General features: G+C 67.5%; 14 protein-coding genes and 1 pseudogene. 6 read left to right on the top strand and 9 right to left on the bottom strand.

Annotated elements, in window-relative coordinates; genetic code table 11:
* Nucleotides 1–6: 6 nt before the first annotated feature.
* The 4 genes from ctaD to A3AG_RS0128395 form a co-directional block, all read right to left on the bottom strand.
* Nucleotides 7–1,614, bottom strand: a complete 1,608-nt coding sequence (gene ctaD / locus A3AG_RS0128410; protein ID WP_018008672.1) for a cytochrome c oxidase subunit I — start codon at nt 1,612–1,614, stop codon at nt 7–9.
* Nucleotides 1,615–1,652: 38 nt separating this feature from the next.
* Nucleotides 1,653–2,915: a cytochrome c oxidase subunit II gene (coxB, locus tag A3AG_RS0128405; protein ID WP_018008671.1), complete on the bottom strand. Its 1,263-nt coding sequence runs from the start codon at nt 2,913–2,915 to the stop codon at nt 1,653–1,655.
* 58 nt (nt 2,916–2,973) lie between these two features.
* A complete protein-coding gene (locus A3AG_RS0128400) occupies nt 2,974–3,483 on the bottom strand; it encodes a DUF2244 domain-containing protein (RefSeq protein WP_018008670.1) in 510 nt (169 codons plus the stop codon).
* Nucleotides 3,484–3,752: 269 nt separating this feature from the next.
* Nucleotides 3,753–4,706, bottom strand: a complete 954-nt coding sequence (locus tag A3AG_RS0128395) for a methyltransferase domain-containing protein (protein ID WP_172583501.1) — start codon at nt 4,704–4,706, stop codon at nt 3,753–3,755.
* On the opposite strand from A3AG_RS0128395, the gene A3AG_RS0128390 reads away from it, so the two are divergent.
* Both A3AG_RS0128390 and trmL read left to right on the top strand, forming a co-directional pair.
* Nucleotides 4,695–5,552, top strand: coding sequence for a ComF family protein (locus A3AG_RS0128390; protein ID WP_115678464.1), 858 nt, complete (start codon nt 4,695–4,697; stop codon nt 5,550–5,552). The genes A3AG_RS0128395 and A3AG_RS0128390 overlap by 12 nt on opposite strands.
* Nucleotides 5,553–5,637: 85 nt before the next feature.
* On the top strand, nt 5,638–6,108 hold the full coding sequence (gene trmL, locus A3AG_RS0128385; protein WP_018008667.1) for a tRNA (uridine(34)/cytosine(34)/5-carboxymethylaminomethyluridine(34)-2'-O)-methyltransferase TrmL: 471 nt from the start codon (nt 5,638–5,640) through the stop codon (nt 6,106–6,108).
* Between the two features lie 23 nt (nt 6,109–6,131).
* Here the strand turns inward: trmL and A3AG_RS0128380 are convergent, their stop codons facing one another.
* The 5 genes from A3AG_RS0128380 to A3AG_RS0128360 all read right to left on the bottom strand — a co-directional run bounded on the left by A3AG_RS0128380 (nt 6,132) and on the right by A3AG_RS0128360 (nt 9,750).
* Complete coding sequence (locus A3AG_RS0128380) at nt 6,132–7,109, bottom strand: Bug family tripartite tricarboxylate transporter substrate binding protein (RefSeq protein ID WP_018008666.1); 978 nt, start codon at nt 7,107–7,109, stop codon at nt 6,132–6,134.
* A 35-nt stretch (nt 7,110–7,144) separates the two neighbouring features.
* The gene (locus A3AG_RS0128375) at nt 7,145–8,161 is read right to left on the bottom strand and encodes an NAD(P)H-dependent glycerol-3-phosphate dehydrogenase (RefSeq protein ID WP_026164538.1); all 1,017 of its coding nucleotides are present in this window, start codon (nt 8,159–8,161) and stop codon (nt 7,145–7,147) included.
* A gap of 114 nt (nt 8,162–8,275) precedes the next feature.
* Complete coding sequence (secB, locus tag A3AG_RS0128370; protein WP_012351616.1) at nt 8,276–8,794, bottom strand: protein-export chaperone SecB; 519 nt, start codon at nt 8,792–8,794, stop codon at nt 8,276–8,278.
* 206 nt (nt 8,795–9,000) lie between these two features.
* The gene (gene grxC / locus A3AG_RS0128365) at nt 9,001–9,258 is read right to left on the bottom strand and encodes a glutaredoxin 3 (protein WP_012351615.1); all 258 of its coding nucleotides are present in this window, start codon (nt 9,256–9,258) and stop codon (nt 9,001–9,003) included.
* 78 nt (nt 9,259–9,336) lie between these two features.
* Nucleotides 9,337–9,750 (bottom strand): rhodanese-like domain-containing protein, encoded by a 414-nt coding sequence (locus tag A3AG_RS0128360; protein WP_026164537.1) that lies wholly within the window; start codon nt 9,748–9,750, stop codon nt 9,337–9,339.
* Nucleotides 9,751–9,951: 201 nt separating this feature from the next.
* On the opposite strand from A3AG_RS0128360, the gene gpmA reads away from it, so the two are divergent.
* The 4 genes and pseudogenes from gpmA (at nt 9,952) to A3AG_RS34725 (ending at nt 16,885) form a co-directional block, all read left to right on the top strand.
* The gene (gene gpmA / locus A3AG_RS0128355; RefSeq protein ID WP_018008664.1) at nt 9,952–10,698 is read left to right on the top strand and encodes a 2,3-diphosphoglycerate-dependent phosphoglycerate mutase; all 747 of its coding nucleotides are present in this window, start codon (nt 9,952–9,954) and stop codon (nt 10,696–10,698) included.
* 179 nt (nt 10,699–10,877) lie between these two features.
* Entirely contained in the window at nt 10,878–12,485 is a 1,608-nt protein-coding gene (locus tag A3AG_RS0128350; protein WP_018008663.1) for a S41 family peptidase, read from the top strand.
* Between the two features lie 288 nt (nt 12,486–12,773).
* On the top strand, nt 12,774–13,538 hold the full coding sequence (locus tag A3AG_RS0128345; RefSeq protein WP_018008662.1) for a HesA/MoeB/ThiF family protein: 765 nt from the start codon (nt 12,774–12,776) through the stop codon (nt 13,536–13,538).
* A 294-nt stretch (nt 13,539–13,832) separates the two neighbouring features.
* Nucleotides 13,833–16,885: pseudogene (locus A3AG_RS34725) on the top strand (type VI secretion system Vgr family protein).
* The last annotated feature ends 5 nt before the right edge of the window (nt 16,886–16,890 follow it).

The following is a 16,890-nucleotide window of genomic DNA, read 5'->3' as shown; positions in this document are numbered from 1 at the left end:
ACCGCCTTAGCGGACCTGCGGCGGAACTTCAAAGGTGTGGAACGGCGCCGGCGACGGCACGGTCCACTCCAGGCCCTCGGCGCCATCCCAGGGCTTGTCCGAGGCCTGCTGGCCGCCGCGGTACGACGGCAGCACCACGAAGAAGAAGAAATACACCTGCATCAGGCCGAAGCCGAGCGCACCGATCGACGCGATCGCGTTGAAGTCGGCGAACTGGGTCGGGTAGTCGGCATAGCGGCGCGGCATGCCGGCCAGGCCCAGGAAGTGCATCGGGAAGAAGGTCACGTTGAAGAAGATCAGCGAACCCCAGAAGTGGATCTGGCCGCGCGCTTCGTTGTACATGAACCCGCTCCACTTCGGACCCCAGTAGTAGAAGCCAGCGAACAGCGCGAACAGCGAGCCGGCCACCAGCACATAGTGGAAGTGCGCCACGATGAAGTAGGTGTCCTGCAACTGGATGTCGATCGGCGCCACGGCCGGCATCAGGCCGGTGAAGCCGCCGATGGTGAACACGAAGATAAAGCCGATCGCGAACAGCATCGGGGTCTCGAAGGTCATCGAGCCGCGCCACATGGTGGCGATCCAGTTGAAGATCTTCACGGCCGTCGGCACCGCGATCAGCATGGTCGCGTACATGAAGAACAGCTGGCCGGTCACCGGCATGCCGGTGGTGAACATGTGGTGCGCCCACACGATGAACGACAGGATGGCGATCGAGGCGGTGGCGTACACCATCGAGCTGTAGCCGAACAGGCGCTTGCGCGCGAACGCCGGCACCACGTGCGAGATGATCCCGAATGCCGGCAGGATCATGATGTAGACCTCGGGGTGGCCGAAGAACCAGAAGATATGCTGGTACATCACCGGGTCGCCGCCGCCGGCGGCCGAGAAGAAGCTGGTGCCGAAGTGGCGGTCGGTCAGCACCATGGTGATGGCGCCGGCCAGCACCGGCATCACGGCGATCAGCAGGTAGGCGGTGATCAGCCAGGTCCAGCAGAACATCGGCATCTTCATCAGCGTCATGCCGGGGGCGCGCATGTTGAGGATGGTCACGATGATGTTGATCGAGCCCATGATCGACGACGCGCCCATGATGTGCATGGCGAAGATGGCCATGTCCATGCCCGGGCCCATCTGCACCGACAGCGGCGCGTACAGGGTCCAGCCCGCGGCGGTGGCGCCGCCCGGCACGAAGAACGAGCCGGCCAGCAGCAGCGCGGCCGGCGGCATCAGCCAGAAGCTGAAGTTGTTCATGCGCGCGAACGCCATGTCGGAGGCGCCGATCTGCAGCGGGATCATCCAGTTGGCGAAGCCGACGAAGGCCGGCATGATCGCGCCGAACACCATCACCAGGCCGTGCATGGTGGTGAACTGGTTGAACAGCTCGGGGCGGAAGAACTGCAGGCCCGGCTCGAACAGTTCCAGGCGGATCAGCAGTGCGAGCACGCCGCCCGACAGCAGCATGATGAACGAGAACAGCAGGTACAGCGTACCGATGTCCTTGTGGTTGGTGGCGAACAGCCAGCGGCGCCAGCCATGCGGGTGATCGTGCGCGTGGTCGTCATGCGCGTGATCGTGCGGATGGGCGAGTGCGTCCGGGGTAGCAGTACTCATCGCAAATGCTCCTCTAATCCTGTTCTGTCTTCAGCGGGTCAGCCGGCGACGCGGTCGCCCGCGAGACTGGCCTGCTTGTCAGCCTGAGCGGCCGGCTTGGCCTCGGCCTTCGGCGCTTCGCCGCCGGCCGCGCCGCCGCCTTCGGGGAACTTGCCCGCGCGGGCGCCCACGAATTCGCTCGGCTGGATCACTTCACCCGTCTTGTTGCCCCAGGCGTTGCGCGTATAGGTCATGACCGTGGCCAGTTCGGTGTCCGACAGTTGCTTCCACGACGGCATGCCGCCCTTGCCTTCCAGCAGCATGTGCATCTGGCCGGCCTTGGGGCCGTTCACGATCTTGGAGCCGTCCAGCGCCGGGAACGCGCCGCCGCCCTTGCCGTTAGGCTGGTGGCAGACCGCGCAGTTGGCCGCGTAGATCTTCTCGCCGCGCACCTTGGCTTCGTCCAGGGTCCAGGTCTTGTTGGGATCGTCGGCCTTGGCCGCCAGCTCCTTCTTCTTGCCGTCGACCCACTTGGTGTAGTCGGCGTCGGAGACCACGCGCACCACGATCGGCATGAAGGCGTGTTCCTTGCCGCACAGCTCGGCGCACTGGCCGCGGTACACGCCGATCTTCTCGGCCTTGAACCAGGTGTCGCGCACGAAGCCCGGGATCGCATCCTGCTTGACGCCGAAGGCCGGGATCATCCAGGCATGGATCACGTCGTTGGCAGTGGTGACGATGCGGATCTTCTTGTTGACCGGCACCACCAGCTCGTTGTCCACCTCCATCAGGTAGGTGTTCGACTTGGCCTGCTCGTTGTTGATCTGCTCGCGCGGGGTGGTCAGGGTCGACACGAAGGAGATGCCCTCGCCTTCGCCCTTCAGGTAGTCATAGCCCCACTTCCACTGGTAGCCGGTGGCCTTGATGGTGACGTCGGAGTTGGTGGTGTCCTTCATCGCGACCACGGTCTTGGTGGCCGGCAGGGCCATCGCGATCACGATCAGGAACGGGACGATGGTCCACACCACCTCGACGGTGATGCTCTCGTGGAAGGAAGCGGGCTTGGCACCCTTGGCCTTGCGGTGCGTGAAGATGGAATAGAACATCACGCTGAACACCGCGATGAAGATCACCGTGCAGATGATCAGCATCATCCAGTTCAACCAGTGAATCTGTTCGGCGATCTTGGTAACCGGCTCGGTCAGGTTGAGCTGGCGCACGGCGGGGCCGCCCGGCATGTCGCTGACCGCGGATGCCGCCTGGCTGGCAAGCAGGGACGCGCCGGCCAGACAAACTGCGGATGCCTTCTTCCACATTTTCATTTGTTATCTACCCAATTTACAGATTCAAATCTGTCCCCGCCGCCGCTTGCACCGCCTCTCAGAGGCGGCGCAAGGCCGCTGCGAGCTCCTGCGCGAACTTGCGTCGCCGGTACGGGTCCACGTAACACCCCACCTGTACCGCACGCCTGCCCGAGCGCAGCGTCACCAGCGCGCGGAACGATTCACCCAGTTCGATCCGCACCCAGCACGGATTGAATTCCTGGCGCGTCACCCGTCCGGCGCTGGCTGTCTCCACGACCAGCGTGCCGTCGGTGATGCTGACGCGCTCATAGTCCGTCGCATGGCGCGCATACACAAGCAGGGCGATGCCCAGCCCGATCAGCTCGATGCTGGCAAAGGGCAGCACGAGCCACGACCCTTGCCAGGCGAAAAACAACGCGATGGCAAGCGAAACCGTGAGGATCGAGAGGTAAAACCAGCCGACCTGGCGTGGACTCAGCGAGCAGTTCCGCTTCATCAGCCAGTCGTGGGGCGAGGAGGAAGGTCCGTCGAGATTTCCGCCGGAGTCACCACCTGCCGTCTGGAATGCGATACCCAAGTCTTGCATCGCCAACCACTCTGCATCGGATGCACACCCGGGACGATGGCGTCCGGACCGCACAGTGCGTGCAAACCAGGACGTTCTTGTGCCAGGGGACCACTGCGACAAACTGGCGCATTATAGGGCGCTTCCCATACACGGACAAGGGCGCGCCTTGACCGCAAGGCTTGCGCGCCGCCTGATTCTGTGCATGGGCCAAAATGCTGACATCGCCCTGCCCGCCGCGCCGGCTCTATGTTTGCGGCAATCGCGAGCCGACGCAAGTTAACTCAGTTTTAACCTGCGCGACGCGGTTTTGCACGCCCGATCTGGTCCAGCGGCACCACCGCGCGGCCTTCGCCGTCACGCGCCTGCGCGCCGCGCGGCGCCAGCTTCCAGGCATGGCCGTAGACGACTTCGAAGCTCAGCGGAATCACCCCGTCGGCGTTGCGGCGCCGCTCCAGCGCCTGCGTCAGCGCCTGGTACCAGCCACGGCCGCGCAGGCCCCGCGGCGGCGCCTCGGCGGGCGCGCGCAAGCCGCCGAAGGCCTGCACCTCGCGCAGCAGCGTGGCGGGCGACTCGTAGGTCACGGTCAGCGTTTCCATGTCCATCACCGGCGTCGACCAGCCGCTGTGAACCAGCATGTCGCCGATGTCGTGCATGTCGACAAAGCGCAACGTATGGGGTGCGTCGTCGACCTCGGCAAAGGCCGCGCGAAGCTCCTTCAGCGTGTCCGGGCCGAACAGCGAGAACAGCACCAGCCCTTCGTCGCGCGTGACCCGGTGCCACTCCGGGAACACGCGGTGCGGCTCCGGATGCCAGTGCAGGGCCAGGTTGGACCACAGCAGGTCAAAGCACGCGGGCGCAAAAGGCAGTGTGGCAAGATCGCCCTGGACCAGGTCGAACAGCGGCCGCTTGCCCAGCATGCGGCCGAGCCAGCCGGGCCGGCGCTGCGGGTCGCGCTGGCCGGCTTCGGCCAGCATCGCGCCGGAGATGTCCAGGCCGGCGATCTGCGCATCCGGGAAGCGCGCGCGCAGCCCGGCCAGGCCCTGGCCGTGGCCGCAGCCGATATCGAGCGCGCGCTGCGGCGCCAGGCGGATCACCTCCATGCGCTCCTGCATGCGGCGCCCGATCTCGCCCAGCAGGAAATCGAGCTGGCGGAAGCCGCGGCTGCGCCGGTCGAAGGCGAGCCGGGTCAGGCGCGCGGGCGGCAGGTGGGCATCGGGAGAATCGGCGGCATGCAGGGACACGGGCAGACAGGGCAGCAAGGAAAACAGGAACCGGCGCGCGGGCAGGTACTGCCCCAGGCGCCGGACGAACCCGGCCGCCGCGCCCGATGGGCCGCGGCCGGACGGCAAGTATACGCGTGCACCGCGCGGGCTGCCGGCGCCGCCGGGCACGCGCTGGCCCGTGCGCGCGAGCAGCTGTTGCCCAGCGGCTGCGCGCTGTGCGGGGCGGTGCAGCGGCAGGTGGTGTGCGCGCCCTGCGCCGCCGACCTGCTGCGCCCGGTGCGGCGCTGCCCGGTGTGCGCGCTGGCGCTGGGGCGGCATTTCCACTGCCCGGCCTGCGGCGCCTCGCCCCGCGCCTTCGACCATGCCCATACGCTGGGCGACTACGCCGCGCCACAGGACCAGCTGGTGCTGGCGCTCAAGTTCGGCCACGCGCTGTCACTGGCGCCCTGGCTCGCCGCCAGGCTGGCCGAGGGCCTGCCCAGGGCCTGGGACGCGGCCCGCCATGCCGCACCCGACCTGATCGTGCCGGTGCCGCTGGCGCCGCAACGGCTGGCCGCGCGCGGCTTCAACCAGGCCTGGGAAATCGCGCGGCCGCTGGCGCGCCGCCTGGGCCTGCGCGCCGACCCGGTGCTGCTGCAACGCCAGCGCGACACCGGCAGCCAGCGCGCGCTGGACCTGGCCGCGCGCCAGGTCAACCTGCGCGGCGCCTTTGCCCCCACGCGCGCCACGCGGCTGGACGGCCTGCACGTGGCGCTGGTCGACGATGTCATGACTTCCGGCGCGACCCTGCACGAGGCCGCCGCCGTGCTCAAGGCACAGGGCGCGGCCCGGGTCAGCGTGATCGTGGCGTTGCGCACGCCGTAGCGGGCGGGATGACAGGGGCACAGGCGCGCGGTAAGCTGCGCACCGTTCTGACGAAGGGCGCCCGCGCCCGCCATCGCCCCGCATCATGTTCCACGTCGTCCTGGTCGAACCGGAAATCCCGCCTAATACCGGCAATGTGATCCGCCTGTGTGCCAACACCGGCGCGCAGCTGCACCTGGTCAAACCGTTGGGTTTTCCGCTGGAAGACGCGCGCATGCGCCGCGCGGGGCTGGATTACCACGAGTACGCCACCATGCGCGTGCACGACAGCTGGGATGCGCTGATGGCCAGCGAACAGCCCGACCCGACGCGCATGTTCGCCCTGACCACGCGCGGCTCGACGCCGTTCGGCCAGGTGGCGTTCCGGCCGGGCGACTGGTTCGTGTTCGGCTCGGAGACACGCGGACTGTCGCCGGAGCGCCGCGAGTGGTTCCCGCCCGCGCAGCGCATCCGGCTGCCGATGCGGCCGGACAACCGCAGCCTGAACCTGTCCAACACGGTGGCCGTGGTGGTGTTCGAGGCCTGGCGGCAGAACGGCTTCGCGGGCGGCAGCTGAAGCTGCCCCGGGGCCGGGGCGGCTTACTCGGGCTGCACGCCGGCGGCGCGAATCACCTTGTCCCAGCGCGCCTTCTCGCTCGCCATGGTCTGGCGCAGCGACGCCGGCGCGGTGCCGGCCGGCACGAAATACTGCGCGCGCATCTTGTCGCGCACGTCGGCGCTGCCGATGATCGCCACCAGTTCGCGGTAGAGCCGGTCGATCACCGCCTGCGGCGTACCCGCGGGCGCCAGCACGGCCTGCCAGGAAATCGCCTCGAAACCGGGGTAGCCCGACTCTGCCACCGTAGGCACCGACGGCAGCACCGCGGTGCGCCCCGTGGTAGTCACGGCCAGCACGCGCAGCTTGCCGGCATTGACCTGCGGCATCGCGATCGCCGGCACCATGAAGGCCGCCTGCAACTGCCCGCCGACCATCGCCGTGGTGACCTGCGGAAAGCCGGGATACGGCACGTGCTGCAGCTCGACGCCCGCCATCGCCTTGAGCTGTTCCATCGCCAGGTGCGAGGCGCTGCCGTTGCCGGGCGAGCCATAGTTCAGTTCCCCCGGCCGCGACCGCGCCAGCGCGACGAACTCGCGCAGGTTGTGTATCGGCAGGCGCGCATCCACCACCAGCACGTTGGGCGAGGTCGCCACCAGCGTGACCGGGGCCAGCTGGCGGAACGGGTCGTAGCTGAGGTTGCGCGACAGCGTGGGCGCGGTCACCAGCGGACCGTTGATGGTGAACAGCAGCGTGTAGCCGTCCGGCGCCGCGCGCGCCACCATGCCGGTGCCGATGTTGCCGCCGGCGCCCGGGCGGTTTTCCACCACCACCGGCTGGCCCAGCGCCGCGGCCAGCTTTTCGGTCAGGATGCGCGCGATCAGGTCGGGCGACGAGCCCGGCGGGAATGGCACCACCATGCGCAGCGGCCGCGCCGGCCACGGTTGGGCGAAAGCGCTGCCGCCGGCCCCGGCGGCGCAGGCGGCAGCGAGCGCGATCAGCGCCTGGCGTCGTGTTGACATGCGGTAGGCTCAGTAACAGGTGGGAACACGGGCGTTCATTCGTCGCGGGCGTCGCGCTGCAGCAGCTGCGCCACCGCGTCGGCGGCGCTGAGCCCGTCGAACAGCACCGCGCAGACGGCGCGGGCGATCGGCATCTCGATGCCATGCGTGGCGGCCAGCTCGGCCACCGCCTGCGCACAGCGCACGCCTTCGGCAACGTGCCCCAGGCCGGCCAGGATCTGCTCCAGGCTCTGCCCCGCCGCCAGCTGCTGGCCGACCTTGCGGTTGCGCGACAGGTCTCCCGTCGCAGTCAGGATCAGGTCGCCGACGCCGGCCAGGCCCATGAAGGTCTCGACCCGGCCGCCCAGCGCCAGGCCCAGGCGCGTCATCTCGGCCAGCCCGCGCGTCACCAGCGCGGCGCGTGCGTTCAGGCCCAGCCCCAGCCCGTCGCTGGCACCGGTGGCGATCGCCAGCACGTTCTTGACCGCCCCGCCGACTTCCACGCCGGTCAGGTCATCGCTGCCGTAGATGCGCATGGCGTGATGGTGGAAGGCCGCTTGCGCGCGGTCCGCCAGCGAGGGCTCGGTGCCGGCCACGGTCAGCGCGCATGGCAGCCCGAGCGCCACCTCGCGGGCAAAGCTGGGGCCGGTCAGCACGCCATAGGCAAAGCCCTCGGTGCGCCCGGCGGCGTCCAGCTCGGCCCGCACCATCTGGTGCGGCAGCAGGTGGGTGCCGGCCTCGAAGCCCTTGCACAGCCACAGCATCGACACCGGCTTCGGGCCGCGCGCGGCCAGCCGGCGCGTCATCTCGCGCAGGCCCGCCACCGGCGTCGCCACCACCACGATGCCGTCCGCATCGTCGGCGGCGTGCGCCACCGCCTGCTCGAAATCCGCCTGCACCGCCAGCCGTTCGGACAGGGTCACGCCAGGCAGGTAGGCAGCGTTCTCGCGCGTGGCCGCGAGCGCCGCGAGCTGCGCCTGGTCGCGTCCCCACAACACCACGTCATTGGTGGCCGCGGCATGGCTGGCGAGGGCGGTGCCCCACGCCCCGGCACCCAGGAAGGTCAGTTTCATGGCAGCTCGAACAGTGGTTGGCGCAAGCGCTTTGGCCGCTTGCGCCAACGATGTTAGCCCAAAGGCAAAACGGGGCCGCAGCCCCGTTTCAGTGGATGGCGCAGGACGCCGGGATCAGTGGCGAGCCTGGCTGCCGTCGGGCATGACGATGCCGCTGTTGCCGCCTTCGGCACCCTGGGCTTCTTCCATGGCGGCCTGCAGGCGCTGCTCGTACAGCGCCTGGAAGTTGATTTCCGACAGGTGGATGGCCTGGAAGCCGGCGCGCGTGATCACGTCGGCAATATTGCCGCGCAGGTACGGGTAGAGGATGGTGGGGCAGGCAATGCCCAGCAGCGGATCCAGCTGCTCGACCGGCACGTTGCGGATATCGAAGATACCGGCCTGGTGAGCTTCAACCAGGAAGGCGACCTTGTCCTGCACCTTGGTCGTCACGGTGCCGGTCACCACCACTTCGAAGATGCCTTCCTGCAGCTGCGAAGCGCCGACATTGACCTGCACTTCCACCGACGGGGCTTCCGATTCCAGGAAAATGGCCGGCGAGTTGGGCTGCTCCAGCGACATGTCCTTCAGGTAGACACGCTGGATATTGAAGAAGGGTTGATCGTCCTGCTGGGTGTTTTGCTGGTCGCTCATGAAAGGCTTCCGGGAGGATGGGCTGGATGCGTGTCGGGGACGGCGGCGGCAGCGCCTGCATCATACAGGGCCGGCCGGTTCCCGGCTGGAAAACGCATATGGTACATGACGCGAGTGGCGAATTCACCCGCGCCGAAAGGGGATGCCGGAACCGGCCCGCGCGAAATCAGACGATTCTGCGCAGGGGCCGTCCCGAATGCATTGGCTCAGGCGGCCAGCAGCGGCACCAGGCCGCCCTGGCGGTCGAGCGCGGAGAGGTCGTCGAAGCCGCCCACGTGGGTGTCGTCGATGTAGATCTGCGGCACGGTGCGGCGGCCGGTGCGGCTCATCATCTCTTCACGCTTGCCCGGTTCGCGGTCGATCAGGATTTTCTCGATCGTTTCCACGCCGCGGGACTTGAGCAGGCGTTCAGCCATGACGCAATACGGGCACACCACGGTGCTGTACATGACGACGCGGGCCATGTGGGGTCTCCTTGAATGCAATGGGCGCGCCCGGGCCTGGCCGGGACACGCCGTGACGGTTACGACGGGTTGCCGCGCTTACTTCACCAGCGGCAGGCCCGCCTGCTGCCAGGCGGCAATGCCGCCCTCGAGCGCGTAGATCTCACTGTAACCGGCTTCCTTCAGCGCTGCCTGGGCCTTGCCCGAACGCTGGCCGGTCTGGCATACCACGATGATGGGGGCGGCCTTGTCCTTTGCAAGCCCGGCCGCGCGCGCGGCCAGGTCGGCCAGCGGCGCGCTCTTGGCCTGCGGCAGGTGGCCCTTGGCGTACTCGGCGGGCTCGCGGATGTCGACCACGACGGCGCCGCGCTTGTTGATCAGCTGGGTCGCGGTGGCCGTATTGACCGACTTGCCGCCCGCGCTGCGCGAGATCGCGGGCCAGGCCAGCAGGCCGCCCGACACCACGGCGAGGGCGATCAGGGCGAGGTTGTTGTAGTCGGCGAAGAAATTCACGTTGGCTTTCCGGTAGGTTGGGTCGGCGGCATTATAAAATACGCAGTTTGGCGTCCAGGCCCTGCCGTTGCACGGCCATCCGCCATTGTCGCCTGTCCGAGACATGGGATGTTTACCGAATCCCGTCATGGTCTGTTTTCACGGCCCCTCCAGGTGACGGCGCGGACGCATGCAGGTTACCTACTCTCTGGAAGCAGCAGCATGTACAAGCTTGTCCTCATCCGCCACGGCGAATCCACGTGGAACCTCGAAAACCGCTTTACCGGCTGGGTCGACGTCGACCTGACCGAAACCGGCGCCGCCCAGGCGCGCCAGGCCGGCAAGCTGCTCAAGGAAGCCGGCATGGGCTTCGACGTGGCCTACACCTCGGTCCTCAAGCGCGCCATCCGCACCCTGTGGCACGTGCAGGATGAAATGGACCTGATGTGGATTCCGGTGCGCAACGAATGGCGCCTGAACGAGCGCCACTACGGCGCCCTGGCCGGCCTGAACAAGTCCGAGACCGCCGCCAAGTTCGGCGACGAACAGGTGCTGGTATGGCGCCGCAGCTACGACACGCCGCCGCCGGCGCTGGAGCCGACCGATCCGCGCGCCTCGTACGACGATCCGCGCTACGCCAATGTGCCGCGCAACGAGATCCCGCTGACCGAGTGCCTGAAGGACACCGTGGCGCGCGTCATGCCGCTGTGGAACGAATCCATCGCCCCCGACATCCAATCCGGCAAGCGCGTGGTCATCGCGGCCCATGGCAACAGCATCCGCGCGCTGGTGAAATACCTGGACCAGATTTCGGATGACGACATCGTCGGCCTCAATATCCCCAACGGCACCCCCCTCGTCTACGAGCTGGACGCCGAGCTGCGCCCCCTGCGCCACTACTACCTGGGTGACCAGGACGCCATCGCCGCGTCGCTGGCGGCCGTGGCCAGCCAGGGCAAGGCACGCTGAGATCCGCCCGGGCGGCCACGCGCAGATGTGCGGCCGCCCACCCTGAGCCGGGACGGGACAGGCCCATTTCTCCACTCGCACTTATACTGTCGGACAAACCGCCCGGCGCCGGGCGGCCGCAGCCGGCATAATCCCCATACCGTACACCCGTACTTCGCGTACAAGTTCAGGCAGCCCTCATGCGCAAGACGCTCAAGAACATCAGCCTAGTTTCTGTCGGCCTCGTCGCCGGCGTGCTCGCCACGCTGCAGATTTCGGCGACCGCGCAGAATTCATCGGGGCCCCTGCCGCTGGACCAGTTGCGGCTGATGGCCGATATCTTCGGGCAGATCAAGCGCGAGTACGTGGAGCCGGTCGATGACAAGAAGCTGCTGACCGAAGCCATTAAGGGCATGGTCGCCAGCCTCGACCCGCATTCGTCCTACCTCGACGAGAAGGATTTCAAGGAGCTGCAGGAAGGCACGCGCGGCCGCTTTGCCGGGCTCGGCATCGAGATCTCGCAGGAAGAAGGCCTGGTCAAGGTGATCAACCCGATCGAGGACACGCCCGCCTTCCGCGCCGGCATCCAGCCCGGTGACCTGATCACCCGTATCGACGACAAGCCCGTGCGCGGCCTGCCGCTGGAGCAGGCAGTCAAGCGCATGCGCGGCGAGCCCGGCACCAAGGTCACGCTGACGATCTACCGCAAGAGCGAGGAACGCACCTTCCCGGTCTCGATCACGCGCGCCGAAATCCGCGTGCAGTCGGTCAAGGCCAAGATGCTGGACAACAATATCGGCTGGATCCGCCTGACCAGCTTCCAGGAACGCACCATTTCAGACCTGGCGCGCAAGCTGACCGAGCTGGCGCAGAAAAACCCCAACATGAAGGGCCTGGTGCTGGACCTGCGCAACAACGGCGGCGGCGTGCTGCAGGGCGCGGTCGGCGTGGCTGCGGCGTTCCTGCCGGAAGACGCCACGGTGGTGTCGACCAACGGCCAGGTGCCCGACGCCAAGCGCGTGTACAAGGCTTCGTACAACAACTACCGCCTCTCGTCGCTGGAAGACGATCCGCTCAAGGACCTGCCCGCGGTCTTCAAGAAGATCCCGATGGTGGTGCTGACCAACGCCTATTCGGCCTCGGCGTCCGAGATCGTGGCCGGCGCGCTGCAGGACCACCACCGCGCCCAGATCATGGGCAAGACCACCTTTGGCAAGGGCTCGGTGCAGACCGTGCGCCCGCTCACCAACGACACCGGCATCAAGCTCACCATTGCGTACTACTACACGCCGAGCGGCAAGTCGATCCAGGCCAAGGGCATCCGCCCGGACATCCCGGTCGACCAGAACCCCGAAGGCGACCCGGACGACGCGCTGATCACGCGCGAGATCGACACCGAGCGCCACCTGCACAACAAGCAGGAATCGGAAGAGCCGGAGATGACCGAGCGCGAGCAGCGCCGCGTCGAGGAACTGCGCCGCCTGGAAGAAGAGAACGCCAAGAAAACCCCGGAAGAGCGCGAAAAAGAACGCCGCAAGAAGCCGGTGGAATTCGGCTCGGCCGACGACTTCATGCTGCAGCAGGCCATCGCCCAGCTCAACGGCCAGCCGGTCAAGCGCTCCAAGTCGAAGCTCGAGACCAACCCGCCGGCCGACAACGGCAAGGCCGCCAAGCCCACGGGCAAGAGCGGCGCCAAGGGCGCCAGCGCACCGGCCGCCAAGCCGGCGGCACCGGCCCCCGGCAAGCAGCCGCCGGCCAGCGCGCCGATCGGCGAGCCGCTGGGCACGCCGACCGGCAAGGCACCGTAAATTCCACAGCAGATGCGACCTGCACGTGCTGACAAGACTCGCGCGCTGCCGGTTTGCTCTCCTCTCCCGCTTGCGGGAGAGGGGCAGGGGGTGAGGGCAGGAGGATCAAAGGCTGAGGCCGGTGGGTGAAAACCACAGGCCTTGCTTAATGTGGTACCTAGCTAGACCACCCCTCACCCCGACCCTCTCCCATGAGGGGAGAGGGAGAACACCTTGCTTAGGCTAGCTCGGGCGGCTTGGGCGCACCCAACACCGCCCTCCTCTTCGCACTCGCGGAAGGATCCCATCATGAGTGACGACGGCCTCAACGACGAACAACTGCTGCGCTATTCGCGCCACATCCTGCTCGACGAGCTGGGCATCGAGGGCCAGCGGCGCCTGCTGGCCGGCCACGCCGTAGTGATCGGCGCCGGCGGGCTCGGCGCCGCCGCCCTGCCCTTCCTGGCCTCGGCCGGCGTCGGCCGCATCACCGTGGTCGACAACGACGAGGTCGACCTGACCAACCTGCAGCGCCAGATCATCCACACCACCGCCAACGTGGGCCGGCCCAAGGTCGACTCCGCCCGCGAAGGCATGCTGCGCATCAACCCCGGCCTGGACATCGTCACGGTGCCGGCGCGCGTGGGCGATGCCGAACTGGACCAGCTGGTGGCGTCGGCCAGCGTGGTGCTCGACTGCTGCGACAACTTCGCCACGCGTCAGGCCGTCAACCGCGCCTGCGTGCGCCACAAGGTGCCCCTGGTATCCGGCGCCGCGCTGCGCTTCGACGGCCAGATCAGCGTATTCGACCGCCGCCAGCCCGACGCGCCCTGCTACGCCTGCCTGTTCCCGCCGGCCGAACCCGCGCCGGAAGTCGCCTGCGCCACCATGGGCGTGTTCGCGCCACTGGTCGGAATGGTCGGCACCGTGCAGGCAGCCGAGGCCCTCAAGCTGCTTGCCGACGTCGGCGACAGCCTCGCCGGCCGGCTGCTGATGGTCAATGCTCTGTCGATGGAATGGACCACCATGCGGCTGGCGCGCACGCCGGATTGCCCGGTGTGCGGCGGGCACTGAGCCCGACAATCCACCACTGAACGATGCGGCCGGCGCCGGCAGGCGCCCGCATGGCCGCGACCAAGCTCCCGCTTCTCCCTATCCCCCTGCCGGCATGGTCCAACATGACTACGGCAGGCGCGGCTGCTGCATACGCAGAATTTTCCGCTGCCCGGCATTAACGCGCGACTCTAGAATACGTCGGATTATTTTTGACATATTTGCCACTTATTCTGCTGGCACGATGTGTTGACGTGATGCGCGTCCCGATGGGACTCGGCCCACAGCGATGGACGCAGGGAGTTCGGAAAGCGAATGGATGCAGCCACCCTTTATCAGCACATCTTCAGCGCGGCTCATCGCTTGTTTGCACTCAAAGGCAACGGTGCGATCCGCGAACTGGCGGTCGAAGCCTGGATCGGCCGCGAAACCATCTCGGCGCCGTTCGAATGGCGCATCGTGGCGGTCAGCGCCAATGCCGATATCGCACTGGACAGTTTGATGGGCCAGCGCATCACGCTGCTGACCACGCTCGCCGGCGGTGGCCAGTCGCGCCGCACCGGCCTGATCCGGCAGGCCGAGAAGCTCGGCGCCGACGGCAGCCTGGCGCGCTATCGCCTGACCGTGGTGCCGTGGCTGTGGCTGACCACGCAGCAGCGTCACAGCCAGGTGTTCCAGAACCGCACACTCGACAGCATCATCGAACCCGTTCTGCAGGACTTGCGCCGTATGCGCACTGGCGTTATGCGGCTGGAGCCGAAGCCCGCATCGCCGCGTTCGGCGAACGCGACCATATCGCGCAATTCCGCGAGACCGACTACCAATTTCTGTCGCGCCTGCTGGCCGAAGCCGGTCTCGGATATACCGTGGTGGAAGACGACGAAGCGCCCGTCGGCCATGCCGTGGTGATCTTTGCCGACAGCGCGCAATTGCCGGCAGATCCCGAATCTGCGGCCGGCGGCGGTATCCGCTACCACCGCGCGCATAGCCAGGAATCGGCCGATGCCATCCAGCAGTTGATCTGTGAGACGCGTGCCGCGGTCGGCGGCGTGGCAGTGAGCGCCTGGGACACCGAAGCCAAGCGCGCGATCCGTGGTCACGCGCCGGCGCGCTTCGGCGTATTTGCAGGCCGTGCTGTCAGTCCCGACCCCTACTTGTCGGTCAGCCTGTCGCTGGCGCCGGACACGGCCAGCGCGCAGCGCGTCGCCGAACAGGTGATGGAAGCGATCGAAGTCCGCGCGCTGGTGTTGACCGGCAGCGCCTCGGTGCGCTCACTGCGTAGTGGCAACCGCCTGACCGTCACGGATTGCCCGCACCTACCGCCACAACCGGACGATACCGCGGGGTATCCGCTGTTGCTCGATGCGGTGGAGCACTGCGGCATCAACAACCTCGCGGTGGAAACGCGTGCCGCGCTCGCCGACCGGATGGGACCGCTGGAAGCGGCATTGTGCTTCGACACGCCGCCGGCGGCTCCAGATGCCGTGGCGACTACCGCCGGCCTGATGAACAGCTTTTTCGACGACGCCGTCGAGCGGGTGGTACCGACCGAATCCCTGCGGGCGGCCGCGCGGGAACATGGCTATGCGGCGCTCTTTCGTGCCTTCGATGCGCGCCGCCCATGGCGCGCCGCCGTGCTGGAGGGCGATTGTCCACGCCTCTATAGCCAATCTACCCCGCTTGGCGTCCATACCGCGATCGTGGTCGGCCCCGAGGGGCAGACGCAGCCGGACGGCCATGCCGAACACCACGCCAGCCCCCGCGGGCAAATCCGCGTGCGCTTCCTCTGGCAGCGCGGCGAGCGGCCCGACGACCGCAGCAGCCGCTGGATCCGCGTCGCGCAGCGCCAGGCCGGGGCCGGCATGGGCTGGCAATGGCTGCCGCGCATCGGCCAGGAGGTGCTGGTCAAGTTCACGGACAACGACATCGACCAGCCGTTCGTGATCGGCGCGCTGTACAACGGCCAGGGCGAAGCCGGCATCGCCCCAACGCCGGGCGGCAAGTCGATGGCTGCCGCCACCTTCTCCCAGCCCTATGACGCCAGCGGCATCTATGCGATGGGCTCCGACAGTCAGCCCAGCGCACAGGGCAACCTGGCCGGCGGCAACAGCCCGGCGTGGCACGGCATGGGCGCCGACCCGGGCGGCCATCGCAACGCCGCTGCGCTGAGCGGCTTCAAGGGCCGGGAGCACGGCGGCAAGGGCTACAACCAACTGGTGTTCGATGACACGGATGAGCAGCTGCGGACACAACTCGCTACGACGGAACAGGCGACCCAGCTCAATCTCGGCCATGTGATTCACCAGCAGGACAACCGTCGTGGCAGCTTCCGAGGGCAGGGGTTCGAACTGCGTACCGATGGCTATGCCGCGGTGCGCGGTCGGGCCGGGCTGCTGCTGACGACCTATCGCGATGCCGTCACCGGCCACGTACTGCCGACAGGCGACAACGCTGCCGGTATCGCACTGCTGCGGCAGGCGGGCGATCTGGTCAGGACGTTGGGCGATGGCGCCACCACGCACCAGACCCAAGCCCTGTCGACCGGAAAGGATGACGAGTCGCCGCTGGCGCGGCAAGCCAGGGCCGCGGCCGGCATGGTCGATGGTCAGAATCTTGATGCCGCCACAGGCGATGCGGCTGGCGGCAATACCAGCACGCCGGGCAAGGTGCCGCACCAAAGCGAGCCGATGGTCCACCTCAACGGCCGGGCTGGCGTGGCTATGGTGGCGGGGCAAGACCTGCAAATCGCCAGTGGGGAAAGCGTCGTGCTCGCCAGCGGCCAGGACAACAATGTCGCCGTCGCGGGACAGGTGCGCATCCATTCGGGAAAGGCGATTGGCGTGGCCGCAGGACTGTCTTCGGCCGGTGAAGGCAACGTCGGCCTGCAACTGACGGCAGGTCAGGGCGATATCGATCTCCAGGCGCAGCATGATTTGCTGAAGCTGGCGGCGCGGGAGGACCTGACCATTGTCTCGGCCAACATGAATGTGGACTTTGCCGCGGCCAAGCGGATTCGCATTGCGACGGCTGGTGGGGCTGCCATCACGATTGAGGGCGGCAATATCACCTTCGAATGTCCGGGGCCGATTACCTACAAGGCGGCGCAGAGAAAGTTCGAGGGGCCGACACATGCTTCGCGCGAGATGAATACGTGGCCCCAAACGCCGTTCGATGACGCCTACCTGTTGAGAGACGAAATCACCGGAGAGCCGCTGCGAAACGTGCAAGTTGAACTGCGCCGGAACGATGGCGCACGAATCAAACTTGTGACAGACAGCGAGGGGCGCTTGCCGAAGCAGCGAGGCATTTCGATGGAGCATGTTCAGCTGCGCGTACTTGGAAAGCACACACGTGACCAAAAGGGCTGAGGAGG

This window comes from Cupriavidus neocaledonicus (assembly GCF_000372525.1).
In the GTDB taxonomy this organism is placed as follows: domain Bacteria; phylum Pseudomonadota; class Gammaproteobacteria; order Burkholderiales; family Burkholderiaceae; genus Cupriavidus; species Cupriavidus neocaledonicus.
Note: the sequence above shows the minus strand (reverse complement) of the source record. Positions and strands in the feature narration are given on the sequence as shown.